Origin of the sequence: Candidatus Chloroploca asiatica (assembly GCF_002532075.1) — a bacterium.
GTDB lineage: Bacteria > Chloroflexota > Chloroflexia > Chloroflexales > Chloroflexaceae > Chloroploca > Chloroploca asiatica.
This window is the reverse complement of sequence record NZ_LYXE01000078.1, coordinates 1-24,185: the sequence shown is the minus strand read 5'-3', so window position 1 is coordinate 24,185 and position 24,185 is coordinate 1. Positions and strand designations below refer to the sequence as shown.

Genomic DNA, 24,185 nt, shown 5'->3' with positions numbered 1-24,185 from the left:
CACCCGCCAGGGCACCCGCCAGGGGTGCCCCTACACCGGATGCGGCACCCCGCCAGGGCACCCGCCAGGGGTGCCCCTACAGGGCCGGGTGCCCCGTTGTATCCGGTTTCGTATGATGCAATCGCCCTAGTGGGGCCGTGATATGGTCTTGCAGTCCTCTGACGCAGTGCTATACTGAGCAAACACCGTTGAGGCAACCTCGAGCATTATGTGGAGAACGCGATGAAGCGCTATCACCAATTTCGGCTTGCCATGGCCCTGCTCGTCATCCTCGCCCTCATCTTGCCTTCCAGCCATCCAACCCTTGCCCAACCAACTGGTCCTCGCCTCCTCTGTTATGAGGCCCCAGAAAGTAATTTCCCTGACGACTGCCAGAACCTTGCGGCAGCCGGAAAGTTAGAAGATCCGCCGTGGTCAGTGGTTATTGTCACGGGGGTCGAACTCTCGCGTTGGGATCCGAATGATTTTGATATGTTTGTGGTGACCAGGGGCAGCGGCTCCTCACTGGGTGACGAAATCAAGCGGATCGGTGATTATGTGCGTCGGGGTGGCAATCTGCTGCTGCTCGATCCGGCGTTTGGCGAACAACTTGATCCGAGCCTTGCCGCACCAACTCGCTCTACGCGGATCAACCGGGCCAGCGAATTGACGCGGGCGGGACTCTTCACACCTATTGTGGGTGAGCCAGAATCAGCCAAGAATCTGCCTCCGGCTGGCTTTGGCATTGTGCCCATCGCGACCCTTGGTGAAGCATGGATTCCGCAGACCCGGGCTGGTTTTGGTGCATTGAGTAGCACCACACTAGCAAGCGCGTTGCTCGAAGATGGACGGATCATTCTGGCCCCAACGGGTCTGGTCAGTGTTGATTTTGCCAAAACGGCGGCCAAATGGGCTTGTTGTCTCCAGGTAGCCTTTGGCCCTAACATGAGTGTCACCGCCATTGAGGTGACCCAGGCGATCCAGGATCTCAACAATAGTGTCGAATTGCTCGCCGGCAAACGCACCTATGTACGGGTACACGTTACTTCACCTGAAGCGCGCAGCGGGGTCACGGCAACGCTGAGTGGGCGTCGCGGTAGCACCACCCTCGCACCGGTGCTTACCCCAATCAACCCCGGCGGCACCGTCACGGTCAAGCCGTCACCAAACCGTGGGCTGATCAACGACAGTTTCCTCTTTGAGTTGCCGGCCAGTTGGGTGAATGGAACAGGCAACCTTGAGTTGACAGCCCGCCTCGATCCCGGCAATACGGTAGTCGATCCGGTCTTGAGCAACAACCGCCGCACTGTCAACGTCAATCTGCTCCGTGGCCCCGTGATGCGGCTGCGCATTTACAATGTGCGTTATACCGTTGGCAGCAACACCTATCAGGCCGCGAACTTCCATGTGAATGCCCTTGAGTCCTGGTTACGGCGGGCCTATCCGATTGCACAACTCAATGCAACTCGACGCACCTACAACTATACGCCGAGTGGTCTACCAAATGTTGACTCGCTCAATTCACGGATGGCCTTGGCATGGTTGTTTGATCGTCTCTTTGGCGGGATGTCCTCCTCTACCTTTTTCTATGGCATGGTGGACGACGGGGGCGGCTTTATGCGCGGCAAGGCGCTCGGCATTCCGGGCAAGGTCTCATCCGGGCCTACCGGCACGCCTTCGGGAAGTTGGGGCTGGGATACCGATGGCAGCTATGGCGATTGGTACGGCGGCCACGAGATTGCCCATAGTCTGGGGCGCTCGCACGCCGAGTTCTGTGGTGCCGGTGGTGGTGTCGCTTTCCCCTATCCAAGCGGGCGCATCAGCCCAGACTTGACCGGCAATACGGCGATCTATGGTTTTGATATCGAAACCAGGGCGATCTATCCACCCGATTGGCGCGATGTGATGACCTATTGCAACAATCAGTGGGTCAGCGACTTTACGTATGAAGGCATTCGAGCTCGTTTTGCCACGCTCAATAGCTTTGAACTGAGTGAGGCTCAGTTGCAACAGGGAACCTTTGCGCTTGTTACGGGCAACGCCAAACTCGCCCCTGGCACGGGACAATTCGACCAGATCAATGTCATCGAAGGGAGTGCCGAACTGCCGACGAGTGCAGGCGACTGGTCGATTGTATTGCTCAGTGGTAGCGGTCAAGAACTCGCAAGCTACCCCTTTACGCCGGCACGGGTTGAGGATGACGAAAGTCCCGAAGAGCCCGCCCTCTTCGCCGAGATCATCCCGTGGAACCCGGCAACGGCCCGGCTCGAATTGCGCCAGGGCACAACCACGGTTGATACCCGTAACGTGAGTGGCACTGCCCCGACCGTGACCATCACGGAACCAACCGGCGGTAACCTGAGCGGCGATAGTGTCACCACGCGCTGGATTGGCGAGGATCTTGATGGTGATGAACTGAGCTACACGGTGCTCTATAGTTTTGACGGCGGTGATACATGGCGACCGATCGCTACCGATCTGGCGGCAACCGAACTGACCGTCAACCTGGCGAATCTGCCTGGTGGCGAAAGCAGCCGTTTTCGCGTCATTGCCACTGACGGCGTCCTGACTGGTCAGAACGACTCGGCGACCTTCGGCCTTCCCGATAAAGCGCCTGAACTGACTATTGTCACGCCCGACGAAGGTGCAACCTACTACCCGGCCCAACCCGTGGCCCTTGAAGCAAGCGCCTATGATCTCGAGGATGGCGAACTGACTGACCAGGCTCTTGTCTGGAGCAGCACTCAGGATGGCGAACTTGGCAATGGAAGTTTGCTGACGATCGACAATCTCTCGACCAATACGCATGTGATCAGCGTCACGGCAACCGACAGCCAGGGCCAACAAACAACGCTCACACGCACCCTGACCATCGCCTCGGCCATTGATGTGCCGCTTGCCACCGAACTCGAGTTAGCCCCCGGCGTCATTGGCGTTGCGACGATGCTCGCTGGATCGGCCGAGACAACCGTGGTCAGCACCCGCGCCCTGGGCGATAGTGACCAGACCCTGGACTGGACCGCGCAGAGTAGTGCGTCATGGGTGACGCTGCGCAAAGGTGAAGGTGCGCTTGCCGATAGGATCACCGGTAGCACACCTGAAGATTTTGAAGTCGTTGTTGATCCTACGGGCCTGCCCATCGGAAGCTACAACTCAACCATCCTTGTCACTTCCGGCCAACTCTCACGCACGATCACCGTCAACATGATCATCGAAGGAAGCCGGGTCTACTTGCCAACCGTGAAATCGAATTAAGGAGTCTGTGAACCTCATTCGCTGATGATGTGACGCAAAGGCGCAAAGGCGCGAAGGGTTGAGGTAGCTGCATGCGCAGCTTTGCGCCTTTGCGTCAACACAGATCAACTTTATTTGGAATGAGCCAGCGTTGCTGGCTTTTTCTATAAAAAAAATTACATGTGAATAAGTTATCATAGTTCATTCAGGCGCCCATGAAAGTAGGCCATATGCGGAATACATCGCCCACGTTGGACAGGATCAACGGCGGTTGCCTGAGCAATCAGGCGCTGCAAGGCCGGCAATGGATACGTGTGCGGAGTCAAGGCAGCCAGCAGTTTGCCAAGACCATAGACATCAACAAGCGGTGAAGGTGGTGCGGGATCAGTGCCCATACGCTCAGGCGCAAGATAGCCCGGCGTCCCATAGACAGCATAGCGGCGCGGCGCGGTGAGTCGTTCGGCAGCCCCGAGATCGATGAGCCGTACGTAGGGTTGATTCGTTGACGCATGCTGCACCAGCACATTCGCCGGGTGTAGATCGTGATGCAGAATGCCATGCCTGTGCAAATGGCTTAGTGCATCGGCGAGTTGCTGCGCAACCTTGATCGCCCAGGCGGGATCACGTGGCACCTGCCGCCGCACGAGCAAATGCGCCAGACTCTGGCCGGGTTCATAGGCAAGCGCTAACGCAACCCGCTGCTGCGCACCGGCACCGCGTAGCCCAAGATTACGCTGGCCCAGCGCCTCGGGGAAGCGCTGCCGATAGAGGCAGACCAGGTGGGGGTGACATATCTGCGGGGCCGCCAGAATGGTATGCTCAGCATACAGACTGGTCGCGGTCGCCGAGGAGGCTAGCTTGAGTACGCCCAACCGCCAACGCTTCGCCCGAGGCGGCGTCAGGCGCCCCGTGCGCAACCCAAACTTCATCATCACACGCCAGGCCAGATCCCGCCCTGGCGCGTGATGGGCCGGAAGAGCCAGGTAGGTCGTCGCCTGGCCTCCCCGCCCCAGGCGGGCGATCAATTGAAAGCCATTGATGCATGTGTCAACTACATTTTCGGCCATTCTTGCAGCCTTGTCATGCTGAGTACCAAGTGGCCCACGGGCCAGTGATGCCGTGAGCAACCAAGGTGTTGCCCAGGCCCGCCCTTGTCACCTCGAACCCTTCGACTGCGCTCAGGGCCCACTCCGTGAGGGGTCTTCTATGCCGATCCGTGCAGATTCCTCACAGCGCCTGCCCTGAGCGCAGTCGAAATCAAGCATGAGCGTCAAACGAAACGCGGGCCCGATGAACACGGGATCATCTTCAGCGACAATTTCCGGCGCACCAGGGTTGAGCCGCCGGGCCAGGGTGCCCAGAAATGTCCCGCCATTGCTTTCGAGATCGGTCAGCATCACCTCGTTACCCACAAGACTCAGCCGCGCATGCAGTGGGTCAACACCAACACCCTGGAGACACAGATCGCAACCAGGGTCGCTCCCTATTGTCCAATGACGCCCATTCAGGATCGTGGTGATCCGTCGCTCCCCTTGCCAGATGGTAGCGGTTAGGCGCATTGGGACTTGCTCAAGCGGGTTCCGCCGCGCTGTGGTCACCGTGAGAAAGGCTGGTAATGTTTCGCCGATATTTTGTCGTATTTCTTCTGATTCCCTCGACTGGCGACGGGTCAGATCGCGCCCGAGCTTCAAACCCACGCCAAACCATGTGATCAAGCCTGGAACCAGAACCCAACCCGTACGCATGTCGGCCAATACCAGCGTGATCATCAGCCACCCTGAAATGAGCACACTCACCCCCAGTCCTATCCCGACAAGCCAGTGAACAATGCGCATCGGCCCTTCTCCTTCACCCAAAACAAAGTCTGCCCGTTGCACTGGCCTGATATACCAGTTCATCCGTTGATCATGTACCGTATGACGATGCACAAAGATGCGCCTAGCTCAGGGCTGTTATTTTGACGCCAAGGCACCCGCAAGGGCACCCGCAAGGGGTGCCCGTACACCGGATTCGGCCCCCGCCCCGGTACGGGCACCCCTTGCGGGTGCCCCCTTGTATCCGGTTTCGTATGATGCAATCGCCCTATCCTCCCCCCCGAGCGCATGGCCGGCACGCAACGCTGCGGTGAGCTTACTTGCGTTGGAGGCGACGGCGTAGTGGCGCTGCAATTTCCCAGTCTGATATAATGCGCCAACCAATGGAATGCAAATGGACATGGGGCCAATGAGCATCGCTGAGGGGAGTACACCTTTCGAGCAGCGGTTTATCGAGGCGATGATCCCACTGCAACCCATCGCCGCCGCGCTGCTGGTGGGCAACGCCGTCGTCCACAAGCCCTCCGAGCGAGCGCCCCTGTGCAGCCCTACGGGGCGCCGCGCTCCTCCTCTTTCGCCAGGCGCTGCCGCTGCTCTTTTCACCAGAAGGCGACGCCTTGTCAAAACGCTCGGGTTGTTCGGCTTGAAACACGCTACTGGTCGCTATCTCGCACAGCAGCAGCGAATATTGCACAGAACAAATGTATGTCGTGTCCGAAGTACGGTATACTATAACCAGGGCGGCATTGCACCATCAGGTTGGTGTGGGTGGTTTCTTGCGGGGAAGAAGAGCAAGCAGAGAGTTGAAAACGGAAAGCTGAAATGGCTATGCGCGCACAACAACCCGTCTATATCGGTACCGATAGCGGTGCGACAACCTCGAAGATCGGGGGCGTCTGGGAAGATGCAACCCCCGTGTCGACCAACCTGCTCCAGCGATCGACTGATGCTCACCTTGGGCCCGTTATGGTCGTACAGGGGTGGGTCGAAGCTATCAGCACCTACCTTGAGCAGAACGATCTCCAGTGGGAGCAGGTGCGCGGGGTCGGGGTCGCCATCCCAGGACCGCGGCGGAGCTATGGCGTGCTCGAGCGTGGGCCGAACCTGCCTGAGAGCTTCGTCGGCTTCGATGTCTACAGCGCCTACAGCCGGGCGCTTGCCGAGCGGGCTGGACGCGCAATCGCGCTGGCGGTGGGCAATGACGGTAACATGGGCGGCGTCGCTGAGGCCCAGCGCGTGCGCGGCAGCAGCACCGGCAGCGTCCTGATGCTCGCCCCCGGCTCTGGCCTCGGCTGCGCCTACATTGATGAGCACGGCCTGCCGCTCGATGGCGCTACGCTTGCCGGAATGGAAGCAGCGCATATGCCCGCGCCACTGCACCTGCTCGGCGTGCGCCCGTACCCGTGCGGCTGCGGCAGGACATGGGGCTGTGTCGAGATCTACACCAGCCTGGCTGGCCTGCCGCTGCTGCTCGCCGAGAAGCTCGCCGTACGGCCCGATCACCCGCTGGCGAGTTTGCCGTTGAGCCTCAAAGAGCGGGCGTTTGCCCTGCGCAGCCTCGCCCAGCAGGGCGACCAGCTCGCCACCGAGATCTTCGACTTTCAGGCGCGCGCCCTCGGCCTGCACGTCGCCACGCTGGCGATGGCCCTCGACCCTCAGTTCGTGGTCATCGGCGGGGGGCTCATGGACACCGAGTCGACCTCTGTCGCCTTTCGCGAGCGCTACCTGCAGCAGGTCTGGGAGGCAGCCTATCCGTACTTGTGGCCCGCCCAGCAGGCCAATATGCGCCTGGTGCCCGCAACCCTGGGCGATCTCTCGCAGGCGATCGGCGCGGCTCTGGTGGCGCTGTACCAGGCGCGTCTGGCACAAAGGTAGAGGCAAAGCGGAGCAGTGCCGCAGGGGCTCTCCAGTGAGACCGTCAGGATGAACCCTCGGCCTCTGCCATTGCCATAGCCTTGACAACCCGTAACGCACGCAAGGCGATCTGAAACCTCCCCATTGAGCACGAGCAGCACACTCCCAGGATCGCCTATCTCCCTCGGCGTTGGGCAGCGGCACGCAGCGAGGACGGCGCTGCGTGTACCTCATCGCTGGGCATCCGGCGGCGAACATGCCGCTACATAGCGCAAAGATGCTTGCACGACGAGGTGCGGGAGCCTGGCGCGCCAACGTGGCGGCGTTTTTGCGGTGGTCGGGCGCTGATGACCGTCGCGCAGCCCCACCCACCCGGCGACCCTGCGCTCGCAGTATTGACAACCGGGCGCAGCAATGATATGCTGTTCGCAACAGACCAACCGGTCGGTATGTGAAAAGGTGTGACGCCGATGGATGCCCAAGATGCCCGCGACCAGATTCTCAACGCCGCCCTCGCCCTATTTGCCCGGCAGGGCTTCGCCCATACCAGCATGAACGACATCGTGCGTGCGTCAGGCGTGAGCAAAGGGGGGGTCTACTGGCATTTCCCGAGCAAGGATGCGTTGGTGCTGGCGATCTTCGACGCCTTCTTCCGCGAGCAAGAGGTGATTTTGACCAGGGTACTGAACAGCGCGGAGCATCCGGCCATCCGGCTTCGCCGGTTGGTTGAGCTGGCCGGGGCCGAGTTGGAAGCCACCACGGTCCGCCTACCCGCACCGCTGGAGTTTTATGCCCTGGCGGCCCACAACGAAACGCTGCGGGCACGGCTGGCGCAGTTTTACACCACCTACCATGAAAAGCTCTGCCACCTGTTGCAAGCGGGCATCGATGAAGGGGTCTGGACAGCGACAACCGACGTTGCCGCGACCGCTCACGTGCTTATCAGTGCCATTGAGGGGGGGATCTTGCTCTGGAGCCTCTTCCCCGACCAGATCAACCTGCGCGAACAGATGGAAACGACCGTTGCCTTGCTGTTGACCGGTCTGGCAGCCGAAAAAGGATGACTACTGATGCAGACGTTACTCTTTGCCCCAGAAACCCTGAACATTGCCGAGACGACGCGGATGATTGAAATTGCCCGCGCCTGTGGCGATGCCTTTCACTGTGAGTTTTTCGGCTATGGTGGCGAGTACCAATACCTGATTGGCGAGGCTGGCTTCACCTGCCACACCCTGGAACCGCGCCTGACGCCGCAACGCGCCGAAGAACTGTGGAAAGCGGATCGCATGGAGCGGGGTGGCAAATTCTTCACCGCCGAGGAGTTGGCGACGCGGGTGCGAAATGAGTTGGCTTTGTATGAACGGGTGCGGCCAACGTCCGTGATCATCGGCTTCACCATGAGCGCCTTCATCTCCCCACGGGCGGCCGGTATCCCGCTGGTATCGGTTAACCCCTTCGCCCTGACGCGCCCCTTTTTCCAGGCGCAGCCCACCATCTGGGGCGAGATGCTGCGCGGCACGCCGCTCGACTGGCTCCCAGAGAGGTTGCTCAATTGGGTGATCAACCGCTGGGCGCTGCGCACCCGCGTCTGGACCGGGTCGATGAACCGCGTGGCGCGACAGTTCGGCGCACCCACCTTCCCGCGCTCGTTAGACATCTTGCGTGGCGATTATACCCTGGTCACCGACATCCCCCAGTTGACCGGCGTACCCAAACTGCCGGACACGTGGCAGTACGTCGGCCCCATATACGCCCGACTGGCGGGGGAAATCCCGCCAGAAATCATCGCGCTGCCCCGCGACCGTCCGCTCATCTACTTCGCCATGGGAAGCTCGGCCAACCGGGAGGTGCTGCTGCGGGTGTTGGGGATGTTTGCAGGACAGCCCTACACCGTGATTGCCCCCATCAAGCGCCATCTGGCCGGGCTGGACGTGGCCGTTCCGGACAACGTACTGGTGTTCGACTGGCTGCCCGCCCATCTGGTCAACCCGCTGGCGGATGTGGCCATCATTCACGGCGGGCAGGGCACAGTGCAGACGGCTTGCACTTCCGGCACGCCCTTCTTGGGGATCGGCTTGCAGCCAGAGCAAGACCTCAACGTACTGCAAGCGGTTCATTTTGGCAGCGCCCTGCATTTGAACCGGCATGCCGTCAAGGAGGAGCGGGTGGTAACCGCCGTTCACCGCCTGCTCACCGAACCCACCTTTCGCCACAAAGCGACCGACCTGCGCCGCGAACTGGAAGAATGGCCTGGTGCGGCCAACGTGGCGGCGTTTTTGCGGCAGACATTTCCGGCATAAGTCGGCAGCGTCCTGATGGCCGAGGTCTGCTCGTACCCTCCGATCAGACCCTCGCCATCGGCGGAGCCGAAGGAACCGTGGCGGTACTGAGGGTCAATGTATAATCTGCGTCATCTGCGTCATCTGCGGACACTATCTAACCCTACTTGGACTTTGCATCAGCCGTGAGCAAGAAAGCACTGAACGTGACCGATTGATATATATGCTATAATATGACCTATTGTACCTACCCAAGCAGCTATGTTCGTCGCGGTGTCCCGTTGCCCGGATGCCAGGGTGTAAAGGTGGAAGCTGGTGTGAGTCCAGCGCTGTGCCGCAACTGTAACCGGTCGTTTAAGTGAAACGCCGGAAGCCAGGATGCCTACCGCGATGTATACGTTCAACCCTTCTCGAGCTAAGGAGGACGAGCATGATCCGCGCTCCATAAACGCGCCTGCGTGATGGTTTGCCCGGCTATTGTGTCACCCCGGTCTCTTGATGAGGCCGGGTTTTTTGCATGCCGTTGACAAGGTTTCAAGCGTTCCGCGAGCAGGCACCGCGCATCACGATGCGTTCCGCGATCCTGAACGAGCCGACGCTCAGCCCTTATCTTCACGTAGGAGCACCTGATGTTTTTGTTTATCCGATCACTGAGCTTGCTCACGATCTTGTTGATTGCCCTGACCGCATGCGGCGCATCTCCCGCCGCTCAGTCGCCCACTGCGGCATCCACGATTGCGCCGCCCACTGCCGCACCGACGATGGCACCAACAGACGTACCAACCGTCGTGCCCACGACGGTACCGACGGTCGCGGCGGTGCCTGACGCGATCACGGTCACCGACGACCTTGGCCGTACGGTGACGCTGGAAGTCGTGCCGCAGCGGATTGTCTCGCTGGCCCCCTCGGTCACCGAACTGCTCTTTGCGGTCGGTGCTGGCCCGCAGGTTGTCGGCGTCACCACGTTCTGCAATTATCCACCGGAAGCCGACTCGCTCCCCGAGATTGGCGGCTTCTCGGCCTCGTCGATCAGCCTTGAGGTGATTGTTGGGCTGCAACCCGATCTGGTGATTGCGGGCAGCGCACGCCAGCAGGCCGTGGCCGAGCAACTTGAACAACTCGGGGTGCCGGTGGTGATCTTTGCACCTGCAAGCTTCGAGGCCGTCTACGCGAGCATCCTCAGGGTGGGGGCGCTTACTGGGCATAACGATGAGGCTGAACAGGTTGTGGCCTCGATGCAAGCGCGGATCGCAGCTGTGCTTGAGGCGATCCCCGACGATGGTGGCCCAACCGTTTACTGGGAGGTCATTGATGATCCGATGATGACGACGGGGCCGAATACCTTTATCGGTCAGATGATCACGCTTGTCGGTGCGACCAATATCTTTGCTGATACGAACGAGGACTATCCAACCGTCAGCCCGGAAACCGTCTTCGCACGTGATCCCCAGGTGATCCTTGGGCCAGACAGTCATGGCGAATTCCTCACCGTTGCCGCCATCAGCGAGCGACCTGGCTGGGCCGACCTGCAGGCGGTGCGCGATGGGCGGGTCTACACGCTTGATGGCAACATTGTCTCGCGCCCCGGCCCGCGCCTCGCCGATGCGGTCGAGTTGCTGGCGGCGACCCTCTACCCCGAGCTATTCGGTGGCACCGTCCCCACCGGGGGATGGTCGTCCCTCCACGCTGCGCGGTGTCATCTGTGAACCAGGCAGCGACGACACCGGCATCGGCTTTGGCCCAACGCATGACAACGTCGCGGCTCGGCTTTGGCACATTGCTGAGCGGGCTGTCGCTGTTGTTGTTGCTCTCGGTGACGCTGGCCGTGATGATTGGTCCGGTGCCCCTCGCACCGGACCTGGTCTGGCGCGTCGCCTTCCACGAGCTTGCGCCGGGGCTCGTCACGCCTGATTGGGAAGCGTTTCAGCGCAACATCATCTGGGAACTTCGTTTCCCGCGGGTGTTGCTTGGCGGTCTGGTTGGGGCGGGCCTGGCAGTGATCGGCGCAACGATGCAGGCCCTCGTGCGTAATCCACTCGCCGACCCGTACCTGCTCGGTGTGTCGTCAGGGGCTTCACTCGGTGCCGTGGCCGTCATCTTGTTTGGCTTCAACTGGTTTGGGATCTACTCGCTCTCCTTCGCGGCCTTTCTTGGGGCCTTGCTGGCCTTTAGTGCGGTCTATCTGCTGGCCCTGCAAGGTGGGCGACTCACGACCGGACGGCTCATCCTTGCGGGCGTGGCGGTTGCGTATGTGTTCGGTGCGCTGACCAACTTCTTGATCTACAACGCCGACAACGGCGAGCAGGTCAAGAGTGTCATCTTCTGGATGCTCGGCGGGTTGGGCGGGGCACGTTGGGACTATCTGGGCATGCCGGCGCTCGCGCTCGCACTCGGCACGCTCTATCTCACCGTGCAGGCCCGTTCGCTCAACGCGCTGAGTGTTGGCGAAGAGACGGCGGCGACCCTCGGGGTCGACACGAGCCGCTTTCGCCAGCAGATCTTCGCGCTCTGCGCCCTCTTGACCGGGACGCTGGTCGCGGTGAGTGGCGGAATTGGTTTTGTCGGGCTGATGCTGCCGCATATGTTGCGCTTTCTGGTTGGGGCCGATCACCGACGTCTTCTGCCGGTGGCGGCCCTGGCCGGCGCGATCTTTCTGATCTGGGTTGATGTGTTGGCACGCACGGTGGTTGCCCCCCAAGAGTTGCCCATCGGGATCATCACCGCGTTGCTCGGTGCGCCCTTCTTTCTCTGGTTGATGCGGCGCAACGGCGATGCCCTAGGCCGGAGGTGATGCGGGTCGGGGGCCGGGGGCAGTCCTCTCTGTGTAGAGACGAGGTGGCGATGAGGGTCGATGTCTGCGAGGTGTCCTGGGGGGTGGCCGAGGCACGCATTGTGCGCGAGGTGAGTCTGGACTGCCCAGTCGGGAGCTTTGTTGGTCTGATTGGGCCGAACGGGAGTGGCAAGTCTTCGTTGCTGCGTTGCATCTATCGCATCTTGCAGCCTGATGCCGGGATTATTCAGCTCGACACCGAGGATGTCTGGCGCCTAACCGCACGCCAGGCCGCCCAGCGCATTGGCGTTGTCTTGCAAGAGCACAGTGGTGAGTTTGACTTCAGTGTGCGCGAGATGGTCTTTATGGGCCGTACGCCGCACAAAACGCTGTTCGAGCGGGACAGCAGCGAAGATGTGCGCATGGTTGAGCACGCGCTGCACCAGGTGGGCATGCTCGCTTTCGCCGAGCGCAGCTTTTTGACCCTCTCGGGCGGCGAGAAGCAGCGCGTCCTGGTGGCCCGTGCGCTTGCCCAGCAGACACGGTTGCTGGTTCTGGACGAGCCGACCAACCATCTCGACATCCGCTACCAACTTGAAGTCCTTGATCTCGTGCGTGCGTTGGGGGTGACAACGATTGCCGCGATGCACGATCTGAATCTGGCAGCACTCTACTGTGATCAGTTGTATGTGTTGAAGTCCGGTTCGCTGGTCGCCAGTGGCCCTCCCGAGGAAGTACTGACTCCAGCGTTGATCCAGGCGGTCTACGGCGTGCAGGCCGAAGTTGCGCTTCACCCGGCCACCGGGCGGTTGCACGTAGTCTTCTTGCCCCGTTGTACGGAGGTTTTCCGATGAGCGATACACCCAAGATGCGATCCTACGGACGCCACTTGCTGATTTGCGCACATGGTGACTGCGCCGACCCCGAGGCTGCTGATCGCCTGCAGCAGCGCTTCCGCGAACTGGCCCAACCTCGCGGGCTGATGAAGTTGGGCCATCCGGGGCGGGTGAAGTGTACGCTTTCTGGCTGCCTGGGCGTCTGCGCTGGCGGCCCAATCGTCGTCGTCTACCCCGACGGCATCTGGTATCACCACGTTGACGAGGCCCTGCTCGAGCGAATTGTGTGCGAGCACTTGCTTGAAGGGCGTCCGGTCGAAGCGCATGTGTTCCATCGCCAGAGCGAGGCACTCGACCAGCACCGCGACGATGCACGGGAGTTCGACGCTGGGGCGAGTTCTTCCAGGGGCGTCGCCACTTCCCATCAAGACCATCACCGCGACGATGTACGGGAGCCCGACGCTGGGGCCGAGGAACGCACGCCTGGCTCGACCCCCGAAGCCGAAACGCGGCGTAAGGCAGCCCGGGCGACGCGCAAGCAGAAGGGCCTGCTGATCGTCAATACCGGTCATGGCAAAGGGAAGACGACGGCGGCGCTGGGGATCCTGCTCCGTGCCCGCGGGCGCAAGCTTCGCATTGGGGGCATTCAGTTCTTCAAGCACGAAAACGCGAATTTTGGCGAACTGCGCGCCCTGCGCGAGCTTGGCGTCGAACTGATCCCGCTGGGTGATGGTTGGACCTGGACCAGCCGTGACCTTGATGAGACGCAAGCCAAAGCATTGCACGGTTGGGAGGTCGCAAAGGAACGCATCACCTCGGGCGACTATGACGTTTTTCTGCTTGACGAGTTCACCTATCTGTTGAGCTACGGCTGGCTCGACGCCGCCCAGGTTGTCAATTGGCTGCAAGCCAACAAACCACCGCTGCTCCATGTGATCATCACCGGGCGTGATGCGCATACTGCCCTGATCGAGGCAGCCGATCTCGTCACCGAGATGCGCGAGGTCAAACACCCGTTCCGTGACCAGGGCATCAGGGCGCAGAAAGGCATTGAGTTTTGAGCAACGAGTTGTACTTACGCTGCCGCACTCTGCTGGTCGCACTGGCTGTCGATGCCTTGCTCGGCGATCCGCCCAATCGCTGGCATCCGGTCGTGGCGCTTGGTGGCTGGATGCGCCTGGGTGAACGATGGGCACCGCAGGGGCATCTGGCGCGCCTGTGTTGGGGGGCGACCTGGCTCGGGGCTGGCGCGGCGCTTGGCGGCAGCGCGGCCCGGCTCCTTCCACGCGATCTGCTCATCCAGGGCATCGCCACGTCGAGCCTGCTGGCCTATCGCAACCTGGATCGGGCCGTCGGCGAGGTGCAAGCGGCGCTCGAGGCCAATGATCTCGCCGAAGCCCGGCGGCTCCTAAGTTGGCATCTGGTCAGTCGGCCCACGTCCGACCTGAGGCCCGACGAGGTGGCCGCAGCGACGATCGAGTCCCTGGCCGAGAACCTTTCCGATAGTCTGGTGGCCCCGTCGCTGGCCTACCTGTTCGGTGGATTGTCTGGTATCGCAGTCTACCGCCTGACCAATACTGCCGACGCGATGTGGGGCTACCGCACCGAGCGCTACGAAGATTTAGGAAAGGTTGCGGCGCGCGCTGATGATCTCTTCAATCTGTTGCCGGCGCGTCTGACGGCGGCGTTGCTTGCCATCGCAGCACACCTCGTCAACGGGCGCGGTGTGCAGGCCTGGCAGACGGCGCTGGCCGATGCACAGCGTACGGCATCGCCCAACGCTGGTTGGCCGATGGCGGCGATGGCCGGCGCGCTTGACACTACGCTCACCAAGCGGGGCCACTATACCCTCGGCAACGGTTCGCGGCAACCCGATGCAGCCATGATCGCCGAGGCGCGGAAGATGGCGCGGATGGTTTGGGTGTTGCTTCTCCTTGGCGGAGGAACACCCGCAGCACTGCGATGTGGGCGATCCGTGTGCGCGTGCAAGCCCAACGAGTAGGAGAGAAAGGCCTCAACGTATGACCCAGACTTGCGTGAAACCATCTACTCACCTGCCTCCCCGCCTGCTGCTTGCTGCGCCAATGAGTGGCAGCGGCAAGACAACCTTGACTGCCGGACTGATCGCCGCCCTCACTGCACGAAAGTTGACCGTTGCTCCATTCAAGTGCGGGCCAGATTACATCGACCCGAGCTACCACGCGCTGACTGCCGGTCGTCCCTGTCACAACCTCGATGCGTGGATGGTTCCGCCCGCGCAGATCGCGGGCATCCTGGCGCGGCGTAGCGGTGGGGCCGACCTCGCCCTGATCGAGGGGGTGATGGGCCTCTTCGATGGCTATGCCGGTGACGATGATGCAGGCAGCAGTGCCCAGATTGCGTATCTCACCAGTACCCCGGTCGTGCTTGTGCTCGATGTCCGTGCAATGGCGCGCACCGCTGCCGCCCTGATCGCTGGCCTGCGCGACTTTGACCCGCGCATCCAGGTTGCCGGCGTGATCCTGAACCAGGTTGGGAGCGCCCGCCACGCCCAGATGGTGACCCGGGCAATTGAGCAGCGCACGGGTCTGCCGGTACTCGGAGCCCTCCAGCGCGACGAAGCGCTAGCGCTGCCCGAACGTCACCTCGGTCTGATTCCGACGACCGAGCCAGGTCGCTGGCATGCCTGGCTCGCCGAGGTGCGTACGCGGGTTGAGAGCAGCGTCGATCTGGATCGGCTGGTCGCGCTGGCGCAGACCGCACCACGCTTCGCGGTACCGACGCTCGCGATGCCAGCGTTTCCGTACACAGCCCAACTCCCACCGCATCCGGTCATCGCCGTTGCCCGTGACGAGGCCTTTAGCTTTCTCTACGAAGAGAACCTTGATCTGCTCCGCAAGGCAGGTGCCAACATCGCCTTCTTCAGTCCACTTCGTGACCAAGCCTTGCCGGTGGAGACGGACGCGATCTATCTGGGCGGCGGCTTCCCGGAGCTCTACGCCGCTGCGTTGAGCGCCAACACCGCACTTCGCACCGCGATCCGTGCCGCAGGTCAGCGCGGTCTGCCGATCTATGCCGAGTGCGGTGGGTTGATGTATTGCACCGAAGCCGTCGTTACGGCTGAGGGCGCAACCTTCCCTATGCTTGGTCTGCTCCCAGGACGATCCGTGATGACCTCACGCCTCACCCTGGGCTATCGCACCGTTCGCGCCCAGGCCGATACCTGGCTCTGGCGGGCAGGTGAGACCGTGCGCGGCCATGAGTTTCATTACTCGGTCTGGGAGGAGCGTCCGGCGGATCTGGTTCCATTGTATACCTGCCTGCCTGATGCCTTTCACCCCGACGAGCGTCCCGAGGGCGTGCAAGCAGCCAATGTGCTCGCGTCCTATGTCCACATTCACTGGTTGGCCCATCCGGCGCTTGCTGCACGCTTTGCGGCGGCGGCAAGCCAACAACGTCGTCGTCGGTGATATAGTCCCACTCCCAGGCGCCTATCAGTCCGTTTTCAAGAAAGGAACAAGCAATGAATTCGCTCTTGCCCACGACCATCAATCACCTTCGCCCCCTCGACCAGGACGCCATGACCGCTGCCCGTCTTCGCCAGCAGCAACTGACCAAGCCGCACGGTGCGCTCGGTCGGCTTGAAACGTTGTCGATCCAGCTTGCCGGGATCACTGGCGCAGCAAGGCCCCACCTGAAGAACCCCGCAGTCGTCGTGATGGCCGCCGATCATGGCATTGCCCGGCAGGGTGTGAGCGCCTACCCTGCCGAAGTGACGCCCCAGATGGTGTACAACTTTCTGGCGGGTGGTGCCGCGATCAATGTCCTAGCCCGCCACGTCGGGGCCAGGGTGGTGGTCGTTGATGTCGGGGTGGCGGTTGACCTACCCGCTACGCCTGGCCTGCTGCAGCGGAAGATCGCCCTCGGTACCAACGATATGACGGTCGAACCAGCGATGAGCCGTGCTCAGGCCCAGACTGCTATCGCGACCGGCATCGCGGTGGTCACCGAGCTGATCGAAGACGGCGTTGATGTCATTGCCACCGGTGAGATGGGCATCGGCAATACGACCGCCGCCAGTGCTATCGTTGCGGCCCTCACCGGCGCCCCCGTCGCCGAGGTGACCGGGCGTGGCACTGGTATTGATGATACCGGGCTGGCCCACAAGATCGCGCTGATCGAACAAGCCCTTGCCCGCCAGCGCCCCGACCCGACCGATGCGCTCGATGTGCTCGCCAAGGTTGGTGGCTTCGAGATTGGCGGACTCGTCGGCGTGATGCTCGGCGCAGCTGCACGCCAGGTTCCCGTCGTGGTCGATGGCTTTATTTCCGGAGCAGCCGCCTTGCTTGCGTGTCGCCTTGCGCCAGCCCTGCAGCCTTATCTCATTGCAGCCCATCGCTCGGTCGAACGTGGACACCAGGCGATCTTTGCGCAGCTTGACCTTGAACCGCTGCTTGATCTCGGGATGCGTCTGGGCGAAGGAACCGGTGCCGTGTTGGGGATCTCGCTCGCGCAGGCGGCCTGCAAAATCCTCAATGAAATGGCGACCTTCGCCGAAGCTGGAGTGGCAAGCAACCAATGACCGACCGTAAACCTTCCTCCGGGGGTGCCTTTGCGCACGATTTCGACACCGCGCTGCGGTTTTTGACCACGATCCCGCTGCCATGGCCCGCCCCAACCTCGGGGCGTGGTCTTGCCGGGGCCGTGCCCTCTTTTCCGCTGGTGGGGGCGATCATTGGCCTCGTGCTGGTTGCAAGCGGGTGGATCGCCGGTCTCTTCTGGCCGCCGCTCGTTCAGGCGGTCTTGGTCGTCGTCGCCTGGGGCATCCTCACCGGCGGGCTGCATCTTGATGGCGTGAGCGACACCTTCGACGCCGTGATGAGTTGGCGTCCGCGTGAGCGCAAGCTGGCGATCATGAAGGATAGCCACATCGGCGCAATGGGGACGCTGGCCCTGGTTGCCGTGCTCCTCTTGAAGGTCGCCTTCCTTGCCGACGCCGGCGCAAGCTGGTGGCCCGCCGTGCTGCTCGCACCAATGCTTGGACGCTGGGCGATGATCGCGGCCATCGTTTGGTTTCCGCTGGCCCGTACCGAGGGCCTCGGAAGCAGCGTCCACGGTCAGGTGAACCGTGGTACGCTGAGCGGCATCAGTGTCGTCGTGGCCGTGACGGTGGTTGCCATCGCCGGGCTCGGCGGCATTGTTGCGTTCCTGCTCGTCGGCAGTGGGGCGTATCTGCTTGGGCGCTGGTGGACGCGTGACCTCGGTGGGCTCACGGGTGATACGTATGGAGCCCTGTGTGAAGCAACCGAAGTGATGGCCTTGGCCGCCATCACCGCAGCAGCGAGGTTTGCCCTATGAGCAAGGTAATTCTGTTTACGGGTGGGGCGCGGAGCGGCAAAAGTGCGCGTGCCGAACACTACGCTGCCCGTTTGCATCGCCCGGTGACCTATCTGGCGACGGCTGAAGCACGCGACGATGAGATGCGCGAACGGATTGCCCATCACCAGCAGCGCCGTCCCGCAACCTGGACAACCTGCGAGCAACCGCTGGCGGTCGCGACGGCGCTGGCGAACGTCGCGCCAGGCAGCGTCGTCGTGCTCGATTGCCTCGCGCTCTTGGTCAGCAATGTGCTGCTGGCCAATGAAGCCGCCCCGGATCAGGCCGTCACGGCCGAAGTCAGCGCCATCCTGGAGGCAACGCGCACACACGATCTGACCCTGATCGTGGTGACGAATGAGGTTGGTATGGGCATCGTGCCGGAATATCCGCTTGGGCGCATCTATCGTGATCTGCTTGGGCGGGCCAATCAACAGGTCGCCGCTGCGGCCACCGACGTCTATCTGGTAGTCTGCGGGATCGCGGTCGAGTTGAAGGCCTTGGAGGTCGCATGGGCACACGCAAGCGAGTAGTCCACGGCGCCCTTGACGAGCACGAACTGGCGGCCCTTGGGGTGTCGCCCGGTAATCTGCTCGATTTCAGCAGCAATCTCAACCCGTTTGGCCCGCCTGCGGGTGTGCGCGCAGCGCTGGCGGCGCTCGATCCCGCCCCGTATCCCGATCGCAGCTGTGTGCGGCTCCGGCAAGCCCTGGCTGAGCGTCATGCATGTGAGCCCGAGGCCATCCTGCCGGGCAACGGGGCCAACGAGTTGATCCACCTGGTCGCCCGTGCCTTGCTGCACCCTGGCGATACGGTGCTGGTGATCGGGCCAACCTACGGCGAATATGCGTATGCGAGTGAGCTGATGGGTGCGCACGTCGTTGCGTTCCAAACACAGCCGGAACGAGCATTTCAACCCGATGGTCCAGCACTGAGCGCACTGATGCACACGCTGCGCCCGCGCCTCACCTGGCTCTGCACGCCAAACAATCCCACCGGGGTCGTGCTCGCGTCGGCGATCCTGCAGACGCTTCTCGCGATCGCTGCGGGAGATGGAGGCTACCTGATCCTGGATCGCTCGTATAGCGATCTGCAACGGACGGCTACCGCAGCGCTGTCGGAAACATCTTCGCCACATCTGATCACCCTGCACTCGCTGACCAAAAGCTATGCCCTGGCCGGGTTACGTCTGGGCTATCTGCTGGCATCCCCGGAACTGAGCGCACGCGTCGGCACCTTTCAGCCGACCTGGAGTGTGAGCAGTGCCGCCCAGGCCGCCGGCTTGGCCGCGCTCAGCGACCCAACCTTTCTTGCGTCAACACGATCACCGCTCTGGGCGGCCAGCGAGATGCTCTCCACTGGCCTCGCTGAACTCGGCCTTCCGGTCTGGCGTGCTGCGCTGCCCTTTGTGCTGGTACGTACCGGCGATGGGGCGGCAACCCGGGCCGCGCTACTCGGGCGAGGCTGTGTTGTCCGCGACTGCACCTCGTTCGGGCTCCCCGCGTGGGTACGGGTGGCCCCGCGTCGCCCCGACGAGAATCGGCGGCTGCTCGCCGCCTGGAAGGAAACACGATGACCGCACCAGTGATTATGGTTCTCGGCACCGCCTCCTCGGTCGGCAAAAGCACACTGGTCGCGGCACTGTGCCGCATCGCGGTGCGGCGCGGGATCAAGGTCGCGCCGTTCAAGGCGCAGAATATGAGCAATAATGCTGCGGTGACCGACGCTGGCGGCGAGATTGGACGGAGTACGGCGGTGCAGGCAGCGGCGGCCCAGATTGCGCCGACGACGGCGATGAACCCGATCCTGCTCAAGCCCGAGGGCCAACGCCGTAGCCAGATCATCGTGGAAGGCACGCCGTGGCGCACGCTCGATGCACTTGACTACTGGCAACGCAAGGATCTGCTGTGGAACGTGGTCACGCGCAATCTCGATCGTCTGCGGGCTCAGTACGATCTCGTCATTGCCGAAGGTGCCGGTAGTCCGGTGGAACTCAACCTCAAGCCGCGTGACATCGTCAACGCTCGTGTCGCAACCTATGCGCAGGCGCGCACGCTGCTGGTCGGCGATATTGATACCGGCGGCATCTTTGCCCAACTGCTTGGCACGCTGATGCTGCTCGACCCTGAGGAGCGGGCGCTGGTGCAGGGGCTGATCGTCAACCGTTTTCGCGGTGATCCCGCGCTGTTTGCCGATGGGATCGCCATCCTGGAAGCGCGCAGCGGCGTGCCCGTTTTTGGCGTCGTACCCTGGATCGACGCGCTCGGTCTGGCCGAAGAAGATGCGGTCGTGCTCGAACGTGGCGTAAGGCCGTCCACCGACGGCCTGACCATTGCCGTCGTCAAGCTCCCAACGATCGCCAATTTCGATGACGTTGACCCATTAGCTGCCGAGCCAGGTGTGGGTGTGCATTATATCGAACGCCCCGACCAGTTGGCCGGCGCCGCAGCCGTGATCCTGCCCGGCGTCAAGCATACGCTCGCAGCACGGCGCTGGCTCCGCGAGCGCGGCTTCGACGCAGCCCTGCAAGCCTTCCCCGGCGCAGTGGTTGGCATCTGTGGGGGCTACCAACTCCTCGGTGAGCGCATCAGCGACCCGGAGGGCGTGGAAGGCAACGGGGGCGATGAGCCAGGGTTAGGCTTGCTGCCCGTCACAACCGTGTTTACAGCTGAGAAACGCACCGTCCAGGTCACCGGCGAAGCACTGATGCCCTGGGCGCAGCGGCTGCCCATCACCGGCTATGAGATCCATATGGGACGAACCCAGCCACTCGGCCAGGCGCGTGCGGCGGTGCGCATGCGCCAACGCAATCGGGTGCCGGTTGAGGAAAGAGATGGCTATGTCACACCTGACGGTCGCATCTGGGGCTGTTATCTCCACGGGATCTTTGCCAACCACGCGTTCCGGCACGCCTGGCTCACCTCGCTTGGTTGGCGTGAGCAACCAACGAGCATACCCGTTGACCCGTACCATCGGCTCGCTGATCATGTGCAAGCTGCGTTGGACAAGCAACACCTCGATCAGTTGTTTGCACGCTAAACGCTAGAACCATACCTGGATCCACTCGATTTTCAGGGCATCACCGTGGCGCTTTTTGGTTGCGGCGATCAGCGCGAGTACCCCGACCATTTTCAGGATGCGCTGGGCATCCTCGGGCGGAAGCTGCGCTCATTGACAAGGCCCCACTTTAATGATACCTTGTATCAGTAACGTATTGATGGTGTTGAATAAGATCGACCTCGTGGATGAGGCCCAGCGTGCTGAGATCGAGGCATGGTGCGCCAGATTGTGCCTCGCGCACGCATTCTGCCCGCCGTTCACGGCGAGGTGCCCCTCAATTTGCTACTTGGCGTCGGGCGCTATACGATCGCCTTGACCCCTCATCAGTCACCGGCCCATCCAGCGCATGATCATGCACACGACTCCGCCTGCACAGTGCAGCATCGCCAGGCGGCACGTTCAAACATCATTGATATAATATAATAAAGTGAGGTTCCAGCATACAGGAAAGTTCCAGGTGCTTGATGTTGCGCACCATACCCCGGATCGTGCTTTGGCTCGGCATCCTGCTGATCATCCTCGGGCTGATCAGCCGCTATCTGATCGGCTTGCGTGGGGTCAGTTCCCTGATTCCAGCCATCTTTGGGATGCCCATTGCCTTGTTGGGCTTTCTGGCGACTGAACCGACCTACTACACATCCTCGATGCGCGGGGTAACCGGGTTAGCCTTGCTGGGCCTGCTGATCAACCTCCACGTCATCCCTCTTGTGCGCACCCTGCTGCGGGGAGAACCGATCCCCGACAGCATCATGTCCATCATCGCCCGCAGCACGATGCTCTTCTTGTGCGGTCTCCTCTTGATTGTCTGTGGTGTCATGTACGCCGCTGCCGGGTGGAAGCGGCTCCGTACGTCAATACCGTTGGTGGCGCGCCGGTGATGTCGAAGGTGGCGCGCCCGTTGAGCGGGCCGCGGTACCAGAAGCTGAGCAGCAGAATTTGCAACGGCCGTTCCGAGCTGAGAAACTCCACCGCGTTCAGGTTGGGGTAGACGCCAAAATCCTGGGGCAGGTAGCCCAACACCCGGCGCAAATCGTCAGGCTGGCGGGCACTGTCGGCCCCGTTCCAGGCAAGCGCACCGCGGGTGGGACGGGATCACTACAAACGGCCCGTAACGTCTTGCGATGTCGGCTGCGTAGGGTCATTGGGTACTTCCTGCAGCACCGAGCGGACGTAGACGCCTATCTCGCAGAGCGTCAGCAACGAGCAGCGCTCTTGCGAGCGCACAACGAGGCGCAGTTTGACCCTGTTGGCATTCGCGACCGGTTACTCGCGCGTCGAGATCAACAAAGGTCATCATGCGATGCTGCGTTTGGCTGCTGACGAGCATTTCAATAACAACATTGTTCGTGGTTTGCTTCGCCGCGCTCCCAGCCTGGATATCGTTCGCGTGCAAGATGCTGGTTTGTCGGGAGGAGATGACCCGACGGTGCTTGCATGGGCAGCGCAGGAAGGTCGAGGAGTGCTCACGCACGATGTTGCGACGATCACCTTCAGCGCAAGGGCATCGGCTTCTCAACCGCAAGCCGGAGGACGGTGGATAGCGCTACTGGAAGCGTTGGTGCATCCAGTAACGGCTGCGCCGGACGGTGTCCCAGGCCACATCATGATGGTCGAGCAAGGCTTCCGGGTCGTCTGCGTCGCTCAGGTTGCTCATCGCTGGGCCTTCTGTTCGCCGAGCAGCGTAAGATCAGGCCGTTCGTGGGCCCAGACCGTCATACCCGTCAGGATGCTCGCGCCATAGCTGGTCAGAATGGCCGTATCGACAGCATCACGGCCATGGGCGATCACCACACGGCCGATGCGCGGTTGATTATGGCGGGCATCGAAGGTGCGCCACGCCCCGCCAAGGTAGGCCTCGAACCAGGCGTGAAAGTCCATAGGCTCAGGGTTCACCGGCACGTTGATATCGGGGAGGTAGCCGCAGACATAGCGGGCCGGGATGCTCAGCGCCCGGCAGAACATCACGCCAAGATGGGCAAAGTCGCGGCAGACGCCCCTGCGACTCAGATACACATCATAGCCCGAGGTTGTCCCGGTGCTACTCCCCGCGACGTAAGCAACACTGCGGTACGCCCAGTCACAGATCGCCTGCACGCGTGGCCAACCGTCCGGCACGCCACCAAAGAGTTGCCACGCATCGTTGAGCACCATGTCGGAGGGGCAGTAGCGACTGGGCAGTGTATAGAGCAGTACCGCATCAGGAAGCTGGTCGACCGGCGTGCCAGGCAGATCGGGCAGAACCGGGTCGGCCAGGGACGCGACCTCGGCGATGGCGTCGTAGTGGATGCGCTGCATCCCCTGGGGTGCCGTCCAGCGCCAGACGATGTTCCCAAAGCTGTCGTTGTAGGTGTGCAGCGGCATCTCTGGCGTGATGCTCAGACACGGCCCAAGGATGCGTTGGCCCTCGGTAGAACGCGGCTGGGTTATTGCGACGGTCGGCGTTGGAGCCACCGACTCAAGCATAAGTTCGAAGCCAATCTGGACGTGCATAGCACCCTGCTCTATTTGAGATTGCAGATTTTGGATTGTAGATTGCCGCGCATGGCGTGCTCATGCGCTCGGGCAGCAATACCGATGCGGCTTGCTCAATGCCAATTGGTATGAGGCGTCAAAAACAAAAAAGCTGAGCGCGCCAGCAACGGCACGATCAGCAACACTGCGTCGGTAGTTGTCCTCTGCTACTAGTATAGCCTATTTAGCGCAGACTTGGTGAGCGGATCCGATCCATCTGGTTCACGTAAACTCGACCCCGTGCCCATCCTTGACGCTGGAATGGTATCCCACTGCTCCTGCTGACGACGACCTGCACCAGCCGAACGGCCTGCGCGCGAGGCGAGCAAGCGAGCGCGGGCTGGAGCATGACCATCGCCAGCGCGGATACACCAAATAGATCGGCGCGGTAGCCCCCGCTTTCAAGCGTGGGGCGGTGTTAAATGTCAACTAGATTTGCCGCCTGGTGTCAACTAGATTTGCCGGTTCCCGCTCCCTTCCCTCGTGACCTGCG

General features: G+C 61.9%; 21 protein-coding genes, 1 pseudogene and 1 riboswitch. Of the genes and pseudogenes, 18 read left to right on the top strand and 4 right to left on the bottom strand.

Annotated elements, in window-relative coordinates; translation table 11 throughout:
* The first annotated feature begins 222 nt into the window (after window positions 1-222).
* Window positions 223-3,234 carry a BACON domain-containing protein gene (locus A9Q02_RS08985; RefSeq protein WP_097652124.1) on the top strand — a complete coding sequence of 1,004 codons (3,012 nt, stop codon included), beginning with the start codon at window positions 223-225 and terminating at the stop codon, window positions 3,232-3,234.
* Window positions 3,235-3,407: 173 nt separating this feature from the next.
* On the opposite strand, the gene A9Q02_RS08980 is transcribed toward A9Q02_RS08985, so the two are convergent.
* The 3 genes from A9Q02_RS08980 to A9Q02_RS24180 form a co-directional block, all read right to left on the bottom strand.
* The gene (locus A9Q02_RS08980; RefSeq protein ID WP_097652122.1) at window positions 3,408-4,280 is read right to left on the bottom strand and encodes a protein kinase domain-containing protein; all 873 of its coding nucleotides are present in this window, start codon (window positions 4,278-4,280) and stop codon (window positions 3,408-3,410) included.
* A gap of 111 nt (window positions 4,281-4,391) precedes the next feature.
* Window positions 4,392-5,048: an FHA domain-containing protein gene (locus A9Q02_RS08975; protein ID WP_172450810.1), complete on the bottom strand. Its 657-nt coding sequence runs from the start codon at window positions 5,046-5,048 to the stop codon at window positions 4,392-4,394.
* Between the two features lie 295 nt (window positions 5,049-5,343).
* Window positions 5,344-5,544 (bottom strand): hypothetical protein, encoded by a 201-nt coding sequence (locus A9Q02_RS24180; RefSeq protein WP_172450808.1) that lies wholly within the window; start codon window positions 5,542-5,544, stop codon window positions 5,344-5,346.
* 311 nt (window positions 5,545-5,855) lie between these two features.
* On the opposite strand from A9Q02_RS24180, the gene A9Q02_RS08960 reads away from it, so the two are divergent.
* The 17 genes and pseudogenes from A9Q02_RS08960 to A9Q02_RS25165 all read left to right on the top strand — a co-directional run.
* Window positions 5,856-6,902, top strand: a complete 1,047-nt coding sequence (locus A9Q02_RS08960; RefSeq protein ID WP_097652231.1) for an ROK family protein — start codon at window positions 5,856-5,858, stop codon at window positions 6,900-6,902.
* A 449-nt stretch (window positions 6,903-7,351) separates the two neighbouring features.
* Window positions 7,352-7,945 (top strand): TetR/AcrR family transcriptional regulator, encoded by a 594-nt coding sequence (locus A9Q02_RS08955; protein WP_097652067.1) that lies wholly within the window; start codon window positions 7,352-7,354, stop codon window positions 7,943-7,945.
* Between the two features lie 6 nt (window positions 7,946-7,951).
* Window positions 7,952-9,181 (top strand): glycosyltransferase, encoded by a 1,230-nt coding sequence (locus A9Q02_RS08950; protein ID WP_097652065.1) that lies wholly within the window; start codon window positions 7,952-7,954, stop codon window positions 9,179-9,181.
* Window positions 9,182-9,414: 233 nt separating this feature from the next.
* A riboswitch (cobalamin riboswitch) is annotated at window positions 9,415-9,564 on the top strand.
* Window positions 9,565-9,789: 225 nt separating this feature from the next.
* Window positions 9,790-10,866 carry an ABC transporter substrate-binding protein gene (locus A9Q02_RS08945; RefSeq protein ID WP_097652063.1) on the top strand — a complete coding sequence of 359 codons (1,077 nt, stop codon included), beginning with the start codon at window positions 9,790-9,792 and terminating at the stop codon, window positions 10,864-10,866.
* On the top strand, window positions 10,863-11,951 hold the full coding sequence (locus A9Q02_RS08940) for a FecCD family ABC transporter permease (RefSeq protein ID WP_216361483.1): 1,089 nt from the start codon (window positions 10,863-10,865) through the stop codon (window positions 11,949-11,951). The genes A9Q02_RS08945 and A9Q02_RS08940 overlap by 4 nt, the downstream gene beginning before the upstream one ends.
* A 50-nt stretch (window positions 11,952-12,001) precedes the next feature.
* A complete protein-coding gene (locus A9Q02_RS08935; RefSeq protein ID WP_097652061.1) occupies window positions 12,002-12,784 on the top strand; it encodes an ABC transporter ATP-binding protein in 783 nt (260 codons plus the stop codon).
* Complete coding sequence (gene cobO, locus A9Q02_RS25410) at window positions 12,781-13,827, top strand: cob(I)yrinic acid a,c-diamide adenosyltransferase (RefSeq protein WP_245860468.1); 1,047 nt, start codon at window positions 12,781-12,783, stop codon at window positions 13,825-13,827. Before A9Q02_RS08935 ends, cobO begins: the two co-directional genes overlap by 4 nt.
* Entirely contained in the window at window positions 13,824-14,768 is a 945-nt protein-coding gene (cbiB, locus tag A9Q02_RS08925) for an adenosylcobinamide-phosphate synthase CbiB (RefSeq protein ID WP_097652059.1), read from the top strand. The genes cobO and cbiB overlap by 4 nt, the downstream gene beginning before the upstream one ends.
* Window positions 14,769-14,787: 19 nt before the next feature.
* Complete coding sequence (locus tag A9Q02_RS08920) at window positions 14,788-16,215, top strand: cobyrinic acid a,c-diamide synthase CobB (RefSeq protein ID WP_097652057.1); 1,428 nt, start codon at window positions 14,788-14,790, stop codon at window positions 16,213-16,215.
* A gap of 53 nt (window positions 16,216-16,268) precedes the next feature.
* On the top strand, window positions 16,269-17,327 hold the full coding sequence (gene cobT, locus A9Q02_RS08915; protein WP_097652055.1) for a nicotinate-nucleotide--dimethylbenzimidazole phosphoribosyltransferase: 1,059 nt from the start codon (window positions 16,269-16,271) through the stop codon (window positions 17,325-17,327).
* On the top strand, window positions 17,324-18,103 hold the full coding sequence (cobS, locus tag A9Q02_RS08910) for an adenosylcobinamide-GDP ribazoletransferase (RefSeq protein WP_097652053.1): 780 nt from the start codon (window positions 17,324-17,326) through the stop codon (window positions 18,101-18,103). The genes cobT and cobS overlap by 4 nt, the downstream gene beginning before the upstream one ends.
* On the top strand, window positions 18,100-18,654 hold the full coding sequence (gene cobU, locus A9Q02_RS08905) for a bifunctional adenosylcobinamide kinase/adenosylcobinamide-phosphate guanylyltransferase (RefSeq protein WP_097652051.1): 555 nt from the start codon (window positions 18,100-18,102) through the stop codon (window positions 18,652-18,654). Before cobS ends, cobU begins: the two co-directional genes overlap by 4 nt.
* On the top strand, window positions 18,633-19,697 hold the full coding sequence (locus A9Q02_RS08900) for a pyridoxal phosphate-dependent aminotransferase (RefSeq protein WP_097652049.1): 1,065 nt from the start codon (window positions 18,633-18,635) through the stop codon (window positions 19,695-19,697). Before cobU ends, A9Q02_RS08900 begins: the two co-directional genes overlap by 22 nt.
* Window positions 19,694-21,160: a cobyric acid synthase gene (locus A9Q02_RS08895; protein WP_097652047.1), complete on the top strand. Its 1,467-nt coding sequence runs from the start codon at window positions 19,694-19,696 to the stop codon at window positions 21,158-21,160. The genes A9Q02_RS08900 and A9Q02_RS08895 overlap by 4 nt, the downstream gene beginning before the upstream one ends.
* Before the next feature lie 234 nt (window positions 21,161-21,394).
* Window positions 21,395-21,604, top strand: coding sequence for a hypothetical protein (locus tag A9Q02_RS24610; protein WP_216361482.1), 210 nt, complete (start codon window positions 21,395-21,397; stop codon window positions 21,602-21,604).
* Between the two features lie 41 nt (window positions 21,605-21,645).
* A complete protein-coding gene (locus tag A9Q02_RS23655) occupies window positions 21,646-22,059 on the top strand; it encodes a hypothetical protein (protein WP_141508795.1) in 414 nt (137 codons plus the stop codon).
* A 422-nt stretch (window positions 22,060-22,481) separates the two neighbouring features.
* Window positions 22,482-22,643 (top strand): annotated as a pseudogene (locus A9Q02_RS25165) (DUF5615 family PIN-like protein); the annotation flags it as partial.
* 188 nt (window positions 22,644-22,831) lie between these two features.
* Here A9Q02_RS25165 and A9Q02_RS08865 read toward each other — a convergent pair.
* Window positions 22,832-23,671 carry a transglutaminase domain-containing protein gene (locus A9Q02_RS08865; RefSeq protein ID WP_097652043.1) on the bottom strand — a complete coding sequence of 280 codons (840 nt, stop codon included), beginning with the start codon at window positions 23,669-23,671 and terminating at the stop codon, window positions 22,832-22,834.
* Window positions 23,672-24,185: the final 514 nt, after the last annotated feature.